Raw genomic sequence first — 12098 nt, 5'->3', positions numbered from 1 at the left:
TCGAGTCCTCGCTTGACTGTATGGTGGTAGCGAGGCCTGGTGTATTCGCGCGGCCCGCCCTCACCGGCAGGCCGCGCAGATGTGCCCAGCACGTGCACCCGGCGCTCACGTACGCGGATGCCCGGTCGGAGACCCGATCGGCTCCGACCTTGGCCCGGACCTCGGGCCAGGCACCGCATCAGTGGCCGAGCGAGGGCCGCCGCGGACGGCGCCCCATGGCGCAGGTCCCGCGCCGAACCCCTCACGGGAATGATCCCCCGCGCCGCCGCCCGACGCGCCCTCCCAGGGCTGCTCGGGTGGGCAGGACGCTGGGGTAACGGCGCGGTCGTGCGGTCGAACCAGGCAGTGGCTCCGGACGCGATGCGTCCGTGCCCGGCCCTGCGACCGGCACGCGCACCGCCTGCTCGCTCTCGGCCCCCCACATGGAAGAGGCAGCACCCTGTCCACCACCGCTGAACCCACCAAGACCACCTTCCGGGACCTGGGGATCCTCCCGGAGACCGCCGAGGCCCTGGAGGCCGTCGGCATCGTCCACCCCTTCCCCATCCAGGAGATGACCCTGCCGGTCGCGCTGACCGGCCACGACGTCATCGGCCAGGCCAAGACCGGCACCGGCAAGACCCTCGGCTTCGGCCTCCCGCTCATCGAGCGGGTCGTCGTGCGCGCCGACGTGGACGCCGGCCGGGCCACCGCCGACCAGCTCTCGCAGAGCCCGCAGGCGCTCATCGTGGTGCCCACCCGCGAGCTCTGCACCCAGGTCACCAACGACCTGCAGACCGCCGGCAAGGTCCGCAACGTCCGCGTCCTCGCGGTCTACGGCGGCCGCGCGTACGAGCCGCAGGTCGAGGCGCTGCAGAAGGGCGTCGACATCGTCGTCGGCACCCCCGGCCGCCTGCTCGACCTCGCCGGGCAGCGCAAGCTCGACCTGTCGAAGGTCCGCGCGCTGGTCCTCGACGAGGCCGACGAGATGCTCGACCTCGGCTTCCTGCCGGACGTCGAGAAGATCATCACCATGCTGCCCGCGAAGCGGCAGACCCTGCTCTTCTCGGCCACCATGCCCGGCCAGGTCATCTCGCTGGCCCGCCGGTACATGAGCCAGCCCACCCACATCCGCGCCGCCGCGCCGGACGACACCGGCGCCACCGTCGCCAACATCGAGCAGCACGTCTTCCGTGCGCACTCGCTCGACAAGGTCGAGATGGTCTCCCGGATCCTGCAGGCCGACGGCCGCGGGCTGGCGATGATCTTCTGCCGGACCAAGCGGACCGCCGCTGACGTCGCCGAGCAGCTGACCAAGCGCGGCTTCGCCGCCGGCGCGGTGCACGGCGACCTCGGCCAGGGCGCCCGCGAGCAGGCGCTGCGCGCCTTCCGCAACGGCAAGGTCGACGTGCTGGTCTGCACCGACGTCGCCGCCCGCGGCATCGACGTCGAGGGCGTCACCCACGTCATCAACTACCAGTGCACCGACGACGAGAAGACCTACCTGCACCGGGTCGGCCGCACCGGCCGCGCCGGCGCCTCGGGCACCGCCGTCACCCTGGTCGACTGGGACGACATCCCGCGCTGGCAGCTGATCAACAAGGCGCTGGACCTCCCGTTCAACGAGCCGGAGGAGACCTACTCCAGCTCGCCGCACCTGTACGAGCTGCTCAAGATCGCTCCGGGCACCAAGGGCATCCTGCCCCGCTCCGAGCGCACCCGGGCCGGCCTGAACGCGGAGGAGGTCGAGGACCTCGGCGAGACCGGCGGCCGTGGCCGCGGCCGCGGCGGGCGCGACGGCGGCCGGGATGCCGGCCGTGACGCCGGTCGGGACGCGCGCGGCGGTCGGGACGGCCGCGACGGGCGTTCGGGCGGCGGGCGCGACGGCGCCGCGGCGGCCGAGGCCGTTGCCGAGCGTCCGGCGCGCCGCAAGCGCGAGCGCCGCCGCACCCGCGGCGGCAGCCAGCTGGAGGCGGGCGCCGTCGCCACCGAGTCGGTGGCGTCCCCGGCCGCCGTCGAGGCGCCGGTGACCGAGGAGGCGCGGACCCCGCGCAAGCGCACCCGCAACCGCCGAGGCGGCGGGGAGAACGCCGCCGTGGCAGCCGTCGAGACCGCCGCGGTGGTCGAGGCCCCCGCTCCGGTCGCCGAGGCCGCTCCGGTGGCCGAGGAGGCCCCCGCGGCGCCGCGCAAGCGGACCCGCAGCCGCAAGGCCGCGGACGTCGCCCCGGTCGTCGAGACCGTCGTGGCCGCCGCCCCGGTCGCCGAGACCGCCGCCCCGGCGGCGGAGGAGGCCCCGGCCGCCCCGCGCAAGCGGACCCGCAGCCGCAAGGCCGCGGAGGTCGCCCCCGTCGTCGAGACCCCGGTGGTCGAGGCTGCCGCGGTCGCGGAGGAGGCCCCCGCCGCCCCGCGCAAGCGGGCCGTCCGGGCCAAGAAGGCCGTCGAGACCGCCGTGGTGGTCGAGGCCGCTCCGGTCGCCGAGGAGGCTCCGGCCGCGCCGCGCAAGCGGGCGGCGCGGAAGACCGCCGCGGCTCCGGTCGCCGAGGCCGCTCCGGTGACCGAGGAGGCCCCCGCGGCGCCGCGCAAGCGCGCGGTCCGCAAGGCCGCCGCCCCGGTCGCCGAGACCGCCGCCCCGGCGGCGGAGGAGGCCCCGGCCGCCCCGCGCAAGCGGGCCGTCCGCAAGGCCGCCGCCACCGTGGTCGAGGCCGCCCCGGTCGCCGAGACCGCTCCGGTGACCGAGGAGGCCCCCGCGGCGCCGCGCAAGCGCGCGGTCCGCAAGGCCGCCGCCCCGGTCGCCGAGACCGCCGCCCCGGCGGCGGAGGAGGCCCCGGCCGCCCCGCGCAAGCGGGCCAGCCGGGCCAAGAAGGCCGTCGAGGCGGACGCCGCGGAGGCGACCACCCCCGCGCCGCGCAAGCGGGCGGCCCGCAAGACGGCCGCGACCGCGGCCGAGGAGATCCCGGCGCCGCGCAAGCGCGCCACCAAGGCCGTGGCCGAGGTCGTCGCCGAGGGCTGACACCGACCGGAACCGTCCTGATCAGGGGCGCGGGGAACCGCGCGCAGCGGTAGAGCCGACCGCCGTGCCCTCCACCGGAGGGCAGTGGCACGGAGGTAGGCTCCTGCCGACTCGCGCAGTTCCCCGCGCCCCTGTCTGTTCTGTCTCCAGGGCCCCGGCGCGAGGGCGGTGCGCCCACCCTCATCCCTGCTGGAGCCCGCTGTGAGCACTCCCCCGTTCCTCAAGCTGCCCTCCTGTGCCCGTGCGCTGCGGGTCGAGACCGACCGCGGCGCCTTCGCGGCGCTGTGGGCCGAGCCGGCGGCGGGGCCGTGGCGCGGGACGGCGCTGCTGGTCCCCGGCTTCACCGGCAGCAAGGAGGACTTCATCGCGCTGCTGGAGCCGCTCGCCGACGCGGGCTTCCGGGTGGTCGCGGTGGACCAGCGCGGGCAGCACGAGACGGGCGGCGAGCCCGACCCGGCGGCGTACGCGGTGGCGGAGCTCGGCCGGGACGTCCTGGCGCTGACCGCGCGGCTCGCGGACCCGGACGGCCTGCACCTGCTGGGCCACTCCTTCGGCGGCCAGGTGGTGCGGGAGGCGGTGCTCGCGGCGCACGCGTCCGGGGAGCCGCTGCCGTGGCGCTCGCTGACCCTGCTGTCGACCGGTCCGGGCGCGATCGACCCGGCGGAGGCGGCCCGCACCCAGCTGCTGGTCGACGCGCTGGAGTCGATGGACCTGGAGACGATCTGGCAGATCATGCGCGAGATGGACGCCGGCAAGCCGGCGCCCGCGCCGGAGATCGGCGAGTTCCTGCACCGCCGCTGGCTGGCCAACGTCCCGACCGCGCTGTCGGTGACCGGCTCGCACCTGGTGGCCGCCCCGGACCGGGTGGACGAGCTGGCGGCGGTGCCGCTGCCGAAGCTGGTGGTCTCGGGCGTCGAGGACTACGCGTGGCCGGTGCCGGAGCAGTCGGCGATGGCCGAGCGGCTGTCCGCGCGGCGCGCGGTGGTGGAGGGTGCGGGGCACTCCCCGAACGCCGAGCGGCCGGCCGAGACGGCCGCCGTGTTGACGGACTTCTGGTCCGCTTGAGCGACGCTTGACCGGTGCTCGGGACAATCGGGGCGACAGAAATCGTTAGCTCGGGTAATATTTGATTCTGTCCGGGATCACTGCACGCGCGAACAGCCGACCATCTCGACTGAAACAGCGACTTAACGGACGGGCAACCGCTCCGACTCCACCGCAGGGCACCGTTGTTCCATCGCCACACCGAGGCACTCCCGCCTCTCCCCGGTGCCACCGACCCGGACGCCCGACCGATAGACCTGGAAGGGAGAAGCCCATGCGTTTCGAGATCCTCCGACTGGACGACGCCAACGGCGTCGCCACCGATCGCCTGATCGCCGACGCCGAGACCGTCAGCGAGTACGTGAAGGCCGCGGCACTCACCGGCGAGCGCCTGTACATCCGGCCGTGCGAGGCCTGCTGAACGATCGGGACGCCGCTGACGTCCCGATACCCGACTGACGCCCCGTCATCGCGCAGCGCGCGACCGACGGGGCGTCAGTGCGTCCCGGCCCGGCCCCGACCAGCGCGGTGTTTGGCACCGTCCCCGGCGGGACATCCCCCCGAACGGATCGGCGGCGGCCGCCGGTCGACAGCTGGTGACACACCGTGACACACCCCTTACGGGTGATCGTCCTTGACGCGGCTGTCCGGAGGGAGGACCGTTGTCGGTTATGAGGGGCGAGCCAAGCTGCCCGAGGTGCGCCGGTCGGGTCCGCGCCCCCGGTCTCTTCTCCGACACCTGGCAGTGCGACCAACACGGCGCCGTATACCCGATGCAACCGGTGCTGCCCCCGAGCGTGGAGGCGCTGAACGTCGCGGTCACCCGTTCGCAGGTTCCGGTCTGGATGCCGTGGCCACTGCCGGTCGGCTGGCTGTTCACCGGCATCGCCCATGCGGGTGACGACCTCTCCGGTGCCAGGGCCACCGCGGTGGCGTGCTCCGGTCCGGCGCCGCTGGGCGGGTTCGGCGAGCTGGTGCTGGTCGCGGAGGAGCTCGGCGTGGGCCTCGGCGCGCGCTACGCGGGGCTGCCCGGCCCGGATCCGGGCGACTCGGTGTCGCTCTACAAGCCGGCCGACGCCAAGCTGATGGCAGCCGGGCGGCCGACCCCGATGTTCCACGTCCCCGAGGCCCCGGACGACCGGGCGGTGTACGTCGGCGAGGCGCGCGGCCTGTGGCTGTGGGCGATCGCCTGGCCCGAGCAGTCGGCCCTGCTGATGCACGACGAGCTGGTCCTCACCGACCTCCGGGACGCCGGCGCCGAGCTCGGCCTGCTCCCCTGCGGCGCCCTGAGCACCCGCCTGCTGGGCTGAGCCGACCGGCGCCGCCGGGCTCCCTATCCTGGACGGCATGCGTATCGACCTGCACGCCCACAGCAACGCGTCCGACGGCACCGACTCCCCCGCCGAGCTGGTGGCGGCCGCGCTCGCGGCCGGACTGGACGTGGTGGCGCTGACCGACCACGACACGGTGGCCGGGTACGGGGAGGCGACGGCGGCGCTGGCCGGAACGGGCTTGACGCTGGTGCCGGGCGCGGAGCTGTCCTGCCGGGTCGGCGAGATCTCGATGCACCTGCTGGCGTACCTGTTCGACCCGGCGGAGCCGGAGTTCGCGGCGGAGCGGGACGCGGTCCGGGGTGACCGCTTCCGGCGCGGCCGGGCGATCGTGGAGCGCTGCCGGGAGCTGGGCGCGCCGATCAGCTGGGAGCAGGTCGAGCGGATCGCGGGCGAGGGCTCGGTGGGCCGGCCGCACATCGCGTCCGCACTGGTGGAGGCCGGGGTGGTGGCGACCGTGTCGGACGCGTTCACCGCCGACTGGCTGGCCAACGGCGGGCGGGCGGACGTCCGCAAGCACGAGACCGACCCGGTGACGGCGGTCCGGCTGGTGCGGGCGGCGGGCGGGGTGCCGGTGTTCGCTCACCCGGGCGCGGTGAAGCGCGGGCAGACCGTCTCGGACCAGGTGATCGCGGACCTGGCGGCGGCCGGGCTGGCCGCGCTGGAGGTCGACCACATGGACCACGACGAGCCGACCCGGGCCCACCTGCGAGGCCTGGCGGGCGAGTTGGGCCTGCTGGTGACCGGTTCGAGCGACTACCACGGGCACCGCAAGACCGTCCGGCTGGGCGAGTGGACCACCGATCCGGCGGTGTACGAGGCGCTGGTGGCACAGGCGAGCGGGGCGAAGCCGATCACCGGCTGAACCGCGGAGCGGCAGGCGGGGGCGGTGTGGCATTGGTCACCCGCCGGTCCGGCCCGCTGCCGCGGCCGTCGGCCCCTGCGCGCGGACCCGGCTCAGTCCAGCGGGACGCCCCGGCGCTCCGGGTCGCGCAGGTCGGTGCCGTGCTTCAGCCAGCGCTCCTCGAGCGCGGCGGCGCCCTGGACGCGCTTGAACGCGGCCTCGTTGGGGGTCATCGGCAGCAGCGGCAGGAAGCGGACCGGCTCGGCCGGCTCGGCGAGCTCCAGGTCCTCGACCAGGCCGCCCGGTTCGGCCGCCAGGACCGAGGTGAACGGGGCACCGGTCCACAGCGGGGAGCCGAGGTCGAGCGAGCCGCCGGGGGCCACCACCAGGCCCTCGACCTGCGGGGTCGAGGCGAAGACGGCCAGCGCGCGGTGCACCTCGTCGCGCCCCCCGCGGACGGTGAGCACCAACTCGGCGCGGGGGCCGCGGACCGGGTCGGCGACCGCCGAGGTGGGGTCGGCCATCGGTGCGCCGGCCATCCCGAGCGTCGCGTAGCGGACCAGCCCGTCGGCATCGGGGCCGAAGCGCAGCACCTCGATCCGGTCGGCACCGACGAAGGTGACCGCCGCCCGGCCGCTGGGCTCGCCGAAGGTGGTGAGCAGCCGGGCCTCGACGGCGGCGAGCACGGCGGAGCGGGTGAGCTCGGAGCCGGCGTCCGGGTCGGAGAAGTCGCCGAAGAGCGGGAAGTCGTGCGCCATGCACGCGACCTTAGCGCGCCACGGACCGTGCGTTCCCGGACACCCCAGCGGGCGGGGCAGAATAACTGTTAGTGTGAGCAGCTGGCCACCGGGGATCCTTGTCTCCGGGGCCTCGGCGTGAAGGAGGTGGTCGCGGTGGATAGCAGTCGACCATGCAGTACCGGCAGCTCTGCCCGGCCTGCCGACCTCCGCTGCGCCCTCGCCCGCTGATCTGCGGATTCTCGACGCGGCGTCACTTCCCTGGCCGGGAGAGCACCTTCCCCGGAGTCTGACCGCCCAAACCATCGCCCTCGGCGGTTTCTTGGTGCGCGCCCAGGCACCGGCGTGTCCATCGGTGTATCCCGCCGCCGCCCCAGGCCGCCCCATGACCTGCCGTGCGACGGCTCCCGCGCAAGGAGCCAGCTGCCATGTCGATGATCAACAACCTTCGCGCCGCCGTCCGCCCGGCCCGCCGCCGCGCCGACGACTCGTACGACACGCTCCGCCCGGGCCACGCACCGTCCGCGGTGGTGGACTGCGCGGTGTACCAGCACGGCAAGCGGGCGGGTGACACCTGCAGCCCGCGCGAGGCGGCCCGCCGGGTCCGCGCGGCGGGCGGGCACGAGGACGGCCGCTCGTTCAGCTGGATCGGCCTGCACGAGCCGACCGAGGCCGAGTTCGAGGGCATCGCCCAGCGCTTCGGCCTGCACCCGCTGGCCGTCGAGGACGCGGTGCACGCGCACCAGCGCCCCAAGGTCGAGCGCTACGACGACGTGCTGTTCGCGGTCTTCAAGACCATCCGGTACGTGGAGCACGACCAGCTCACCCCGACCAGCGAGGTGGTGGAGACCGGCGAGCTGATGGTCTTCGCCGGGCAGGACTTCGTGATCACCGTCCGGCACGGCGGGCACTCCTCGCTGCAGGAGCTGCGGCACCGGCTGGAGGCCGACGCCGACGGCGCGGGCCTGCTGCAGAAGGGCCCGCACGCGGTGCTGCACGCCATCGCCGACCACGTGGTGGACAACTACCTGCTGGTCGCCGACCGGCTGCAGACCGACGTGGACGAGATCGAGTACGACGTCTTCGCCAACAAGGGCGGCCGCGGCACCGACGTCGGCCGGGTCTACCAGCTCAAGCGCGAGGTGCTGGAGTTCAAGCGCGCGGTGACCCCGCTGCTGCGGCCGATGCAGCAGCTCTCCGAGCCGATGCAGCGGCTGGTCGACCCGGACATCCAGAAGTACTTCCGGGACGTCGCCGACCACCTGGCCCGGGTCACCGAGCAGGTGCACGGCTTCGACGAGCTGCTCAACTCGCTGCTCCAGGCCAACCTGGCGCAGGTGTCGGTCGCGCAGAACGAGGACATGCGCAAGATCACCGCCTGGGCGGCGATCTTCGCCGTGCCCACCATGATCACCGGCGTCTACGGCATGAACTTCGACTACATGCCGGAGCTGCACCACAAGTACGGCTATCCGATGGTGCTCGGCGCGGTCGCGCTGATCTGTGTCGGCATGTACCGCGGCTTCCGCCGCAACGGCTGGCTTTAACGTTTCGCCGGCCGGGCGACCAGCACCAGGCCCAGCAGGATCAGGCCGACCGCCGGGTACGCGGCCACCGGCGGCCACTGGCCCAGCCACAGGGCCGCGATCAGCGCCGCACCCGGGGTCTCCAGCAGGATCGCCGTCGAGGTGATCGACGGGCCCAGGGTGCGGACCACGCGGTTCGACAGCGAGTGTCCGAGCAGCTGCGCCGCCACCATCAGCAGGAAGATCTGCCACCACACGCCGCCCGACCAGCCGCCCAGGTCCACCCCGGCCACCAGGCAGACACCCAGCAGCACCACCGCGCAGGTGGCGTAGCAGACCAGGGTGTACGCGGTGGTGGAGACCGTCCTGCGGACCTCCGCGCCCAGCAGCATGTACCCGGCCGCGGCCAGGCCCGCGCCCAGCGCCAGCGCGTCGCCGAGCAGGGCGCGCGGCGACAGCGACAGGTCGACGCCGGTCAGCACCAGCACGCCGGCGAACGCCACGCTCATGCCCAGCCACACCGTCCGGGGCGCCCGCACCCCGAGGATCCGCATCAGCAGGATGGTCCACAGCGGGGTGGTGGTGACCAGCGCGGTCGCCGAGGCCACCGAGGTCATCCGCAGGCTCGGCATCCATAGCGCGAAGTGCACGGCCAGCAGGACGCCCGCCGCCATCGCCAGCAGCAGCGCCCGGCGGCCGATCCCGCGCAGCTCCGCCCGGTGCCGCAGCAGCGCGTACGGGCCGAGCACGCCGACCGACATCAGGTTGCGCCAGAACGCGATCGCCAGGGCGGGCGCGGCGGTGGCGCTGATCAGCGGCGCGGAGAGCGAGATGCCGGCGATCGAGACGGCGAGCAGCAGCAGGTCGACCCGGGGCAGGCCGGCCCCGGCGTCGGTGGGGGCGGCGGCCGCGGCGGGGGCGAGCGCGGTGTCGGGCCGGGCGGCGGGCACGGCACTCCTCATCAGGGCGGAACGGACCGGGGAGACACTACGGTAAGGCCTGTCGAGCAGGGACGGAACTGTCGTCCCGGGCCGTGAGACACCCGGCGGACGGGGGGTGGGGCCAGGCCGTACGCTGTGCGCCATGGAGCGTACGACGACCGCCGCAGCCGACTTCCTCGACCGGGCACTGCTGGAGGAGGCCGCGAAGAAGTCCGGGCTGCTCTGGGTGCTGCCCGCCGGGCAGCCGCAGGCGCGCGCGCTGTGGCACGCCTGGCACGACGGCGCGGTGGTCGTGGTCGGCGACGGCTCCGAGCAGCCGCTGCACGGCCTCGCGGCCGGCTCGACCGCGGTGGTGACCGTGCGCAGCAAGGACAAGTGGGGCCGCCTCACCGGCTGGACCGCGGCCGTCAGCGAGCTGGCCCCGGGCAGCGAGGGCTGGCAGGGCGCCGTCGAGGAGCTCAAGGGCAAGCGGCTGAACGCGCCCGACACCGACACCATCGGCGACCGCTGGGCCCGCGAGTGCCGGGTGCTGCGCCTGGAGCCCGCCGGCGGCCTGACCGAGCAGCCCGGCGCCATGCCGGACGGTCCGCTCACCGCGCAGCCGATGCCCTCCCCGGCCACCACCCGCAAGCCCGTCCCGGCGGGCCTGCCCAAGCTGCTCTTCAAGCGGCGGCAAAGCAGGTAGACCCGGGCGAGGCCGCCGAGCCCGGGCGGGGGCGCACAGGTAGCCTGGGCCCGGGATCACGCGCGCGAGGAGGAAGTCCATGGCAGGGCCGGGCGGCCGGGTCTTCATCTCGCATCTCTCCGGCGTCGCGGTCTTCGACCCCAACGGCGACCAGGTCGGCCGGGTCCGCGACGTCGTGGTGACGCTGCGGATCGGCGGACGGCCGCCGCGGGTGCTCGGCCTGGTGGTCGAGGTGATCGGCCGGCGCCGGATCTTCCTCCCGATGACCCGGGTGACCAGCCTGGAGTCCGGCCAGGTGCTCACCACCGGCGTGATCAACATGCGGCGCTTCGAGCAGCGCGCGTCCGAGACCCTGGTCCTCGCCGAGCTGCTGGACCGCACGGTCACCCGGGTGAAGCACGGCGACGAGGTCACCGTGCTGGACGTGGCGATGGTGCAGTCCCGGGTCCGCGAGTGGGAGATCGACAAGGTCTTCGTCCAGGTGGGCAAGGTCAGCCGGCTGCGCCGGACCAAGGCCGAGACGCTGCTGCTGGACTGGTCCGCCGTCACCGGCTTCTCGCTCACCGAGGAGGGCCAGGGCGCGGCCAACCTGCTCGCCACCTTCGAGCAGCTGCGCGCCGCCGACCTCGCCAACGTGATGCACCACCTCTCGTCCAAGCGCCGCGCCGAGGTCGCCGCCGCCCTCGACGACGACCGGCTCGCCGACGTCCTGGAGGAGCTGCCGGAGGACGACCAGGTCGAGATCATCGGCAAGCTGAAGGAGGAGCGCGCCGCCGACGTCCTGGAGGCGATGGACCCGGACGACGCGGCCGACCTGCTGAGCGAGCTGCCCGAGGAGGACGCCGAGCGGCTGCTGCGCCTGATGGAGCCCGAGGACGCCGCCGAGATGCGCCGGCTGCTCTCCTACGCGGAGGACACCGCCGGCGGCCTGATGACCACCGAGCCGATCGTCCTGGAGCCGGACGCGACGGTGGCCGAGGCCCTGGCCCGGGTGCGGATCTCCGACAACAAGCCGGCCCTCGCCGCCCAGGTGTTCGTCTGCCGGCCGCCGAACGAGACCCCGACCGGCAAGTACCTGGGCACCGTGCACTTCCAGCGGCTGCTGCGCGAGCCCCCGTACACACTGGTCGGCTCGCTGGTCGACGACGACCTCGACCCGCTGCCGCCGGACACCCCGCTGCCGCTGATCACCAGCTACCTGGCCACCTACAACATGGTCGCGGCCCCGGTCGTCGACGAGGGCGACCACCTGCTCGGCGCGGTCACCGTCGACGACGTGCTCGACCACCTGCTGCCCGAGGACTGGCGCGAGGCGTCGCTGCACGGCCTGGCGGAGAGCGAGGTGTCCGGTGGACGCTGACCGCAAGGGCCGCCGCGAGGACTCCCCCCGCCAGCGGATCCAGGGCGAGCTGCGGGAGCTGCGCCAGCTGCGCGAGCTGCGCGCCCGCGAGGGCAGCCGGGACCGGCGTCCGGAGACCACGACCGGCACCGGCCGGGTCCGGCTCGACCAGCCGCGCACCGGCCGGCCCGGGCTGATCACCCTGCCGACCTACGACCCGGAGGCGTTCGGCAAGCTCTCCGAGCGGATCGCCCGCTTCCTCGGCACCGGGCGGTTCATCGTCTGGATGACCGTCGTGATCATCGCCTGGGTGGTCTGGAACACCCTGCTGCCCGACGCCGTCCGCTTCGACGACTACCCGTTCATCTTCCTCACCCTGATGCTCTCCCTGCAGGCCTCGTACGCCGCGCCGCTGATCCTGCTCGCGCAGAACCGGCAGGACGACCGCGACCGGGTCAACATGGAGCAGGACCGGGCCCGCTCGGACCGCAACATCGCCGACACCGAGTACCTCACCCGCGAGGTCGCCGCGCTCCGGCAGGGCCTCGGCGAGGTCGCCACCCGCGACTTCATCCGCTCCGAGCTGCAGCAGCTGCTCAAGGAGCTGGACGGGCAGAAGGAATCCTCCGAAGCGTTGTGACCGGCGGCACGCTACCGATGGG

Annotated in this window: 11 protein-coding genes; 9 read left to right on the top strand and 2 right to left on the bottom strand. The window is 74.3% G+C overall.

The features are described 5' to 3' along the window. Positions 1 to 553 precede the first annotated feature (553 nt). From ACGFX4_RS00500 to ACGFX4_RS00480, 5 genes are all read left to right on the top strand, one after another. A complete protein-coding gene (locus ACGFX4_RS00500; RefSeq protein WP_393068965.1) occupies positions 554 to 2989 on the top strand; it encodes a DEAD/DEAH box helicase in 2436 nt (811 codons plus the stop codon). Between the two features lie 201 nt (positions 2990 to 3190). After that, positions 3191 to 4054 carry an alpha/beta fold hydrolase gene (locus ACGFX4_RS00495; protein ID WP_393068963.1) on the top strand — a complete coding sequence of 288 codons (864 nt, stop codon included), beginning with the start codon at positions 3191 to 3193 and terminating at the stop codon, positions 4052 to 4054. A gap of 253 nt (positions 4055 to 4307) precedes the next feature. Then, positions 4308 to 4454 (top strand): hypothetical protein, encoded by a 147-nt coding sequence (locus tag ACGFX4_RS00490; protein ID WP_393068962.1) that lies wholly within the window; start codon positions 4308 to 4310, stop codon positions 4452 to 4454. A gap of 250 nt (positions 4455 to 4704) precedes the next feature. Next, on the top strand, positions 4705 to 5343 hold the full coding sequence (locus tag ACGFX4_RS00485) for a DUF6758 family protein (protein WP_393068961.1): 639 nt from the start codon (positions 4705 to 4707) through the stop codon (positions 5341 to 5343). A 37-nt stretch (positions 5344 to 5380) separates the two neighbouring features. Next, a complete protein-coding gene (locus ACGFX4_RS00480) occupies positions 5381 to 6229 on the top strand; it encodes a PHP domain-containing protein (RefSeq protein ID WP_393068960.1) in 849 nt (282 codons plus the stop codon). A gap of 92 nt (positions 6230 to 6321) precedes the next feature. Here ACGFX4_RS00480 and ACGFX4_RS00475 read toward each other — a convergent pair whose 3' ends face one another. After that, positions 6322 to 6966 carry a suppressor of fused domain protein gene (locus tag ACGFX4_RS00475; protein ID WP_393068959.1) on the bottom strand — a complete coding sequence of 215 codons (645 nt, stop codon included), beginning with the start codon at positions 6964 to 6966 and terminating at the stop codon, positions 6322 to 6324. 407 nt (positions 6967 to 7373) lie between these two features. Here ACGFX4_RS00475 and corA point away from each other — a divergent pair, with 407 nt between their 5' ends. Next, the gene (corA, locus tag ACGFX4_RS00470) at positions 7374 to 8492 is read left to right on the top strand and encodes a magnesium/cobalt transporter CorA (RefSeq protein ID WP_393068957.1); all 1119 of its coding nucleotides are present in this window, start codon (positions 7374 to 7376) and stop codon (positions 8490 to 8492) included. Here the strand turns inward: corA and ACGFX4_RS00465 are convergent. Beyond that, positions 8489 to 9433 (bottom strand): DMT family transporter, encoded by a 945-nt coding sequence (locus tag ACGFX4_RS00465; RefSeq protein ID WP_393068955.1) that lies wholly within the window; start codon positions 9431 to 9433, stop codon positions 8489 to 8491. The genes corA and ACGFX4_RS00465 overlap by 4 nt on opposite strands. 121 nt (positions 9434 to 9554) lie before the next feature. On the opposite strand from ACGFX4_RS00465, the gene ACGFX4_RS00460 reads away from it, so the two are divergent. The 3 genes from ACGFX4_RS00460 (at position 9555) to ACGFX4_RS00450 (ending at position 12076) form a co-directional block, all read left to right on the top strand. Continuing rightward, a complete protein-coding gene (locus tag ACGFX4_RS00460) occupies positions 9555 to 10097 on the top strand; it encodes a hypothetical protein (protein WP_393068953.1) in 543 nt (180 codons plus the stop codon). A gap of 79 nt (positions 10098 to 10176) precedes the next feature. After that, complete coding sequence (locus tag ACGFX4_RS00455) at positions 10177 to 11457, top strand: magnesium transporter MgtE N-terminal domain-containing protein (RefSeq protein ID WP_393068951.1); 1281 nt, start codon at positions 10177 to 10179, stop codon at positions 11455 to 11457. Between the two features lie 49 nt (positions 11458 to 11506). Beyond that, on the top strand, positions 11507 to 12076 hold the full coding sequence (locus ACGFX4_RS00450) for a DUF1003 domain-containing protein (RefSeq protein WP_393069318.1): 570 nt from the start codon (positions 11507 to 11509) through the stop codon (positions 12074 to 12076). Positions 12077 to 12098 lie beyond the last annotated feature (22 nt).

The sequence above is a fragment of the Kitasatospora sp. NPDC048365 genome (assembly GCF_043200835.1).
Lineage (GTDB): Bacteria > Actinomycetota > Actinomycetes > Streptomycetales > Streptomycetaceae > Kitasatospora > Kitasatospora terrestris.
This window is presented reverse-complemented; position numbering and strand designations above follow the sequence as displayed.

Bases quoted from the DNA above. Each gene is read 5' to 3' on its own strand.
- ACGFX4_RS00500 (WP_393068965.1), top strand. From the start codon at position 554: ATGACCCTGCCGGTCGCGCTGACCGGCCACGACGTCATCGGCCAGGCC.
- ACGFX4_RS00490 (WP_393068962.1), top strand. From the start codon at position 4,308: ATGCGTTTCGAGATCCTCCGACTGGACGACGCCAACGGCGTCGCCACC.
- ACGFX4_RS00485 (WP_393068961.1), top strand. From the start codon at position 4,705: ATGAGGGGCGAGCCAAGCTGCCCGAGGTGCGCCGGTCGGGTCCGCGCC.
- ACGFX4_RS00480 (WP_393068960.1), top strand. From the start codon at position 5,381: ATGCGTATCGACCTGCACGCCCACAGCAACGCGTCCGACGGCACCGAC.
- ACGFX4_RS00475 (WP_393068959.1), bottom strand. From the start codon at position 6,966: ATGGCGCACGACTTCCCGCTCTTCGGCGACTTCTCCGACCCGGACGCC.
- corA (WP_393068957.1), top strand. From the start codon at position 7,374: ATGTCGATGATCAACAACCTTCGCGCCGCCGTCCGCCCGGCCCGCCGC.
- ACGFX4_RS00465 (WP_393068955.1), bottom strand. From the start codon at position 9,433: ATGAGGAGTGCCGTGCCCGCCGCCCGGCCCGACACCGCGCTCGCCCCC.
- ACGFX4_RS00460 (WP_393068953.1), top strand. From the start codon at position 9,555: ATGGAGCGTACGACGACCGCCGCAGCCGACTTCCTCGACCGGGCACTG.
- ACGFX4_RS00455 (WP_393068951.1), top strand. From the start codon at position 10,177: ATGGCAGGGCCGGGCGGCCGGGTCTTCATCTCGCATCTCTCCGGCGTC.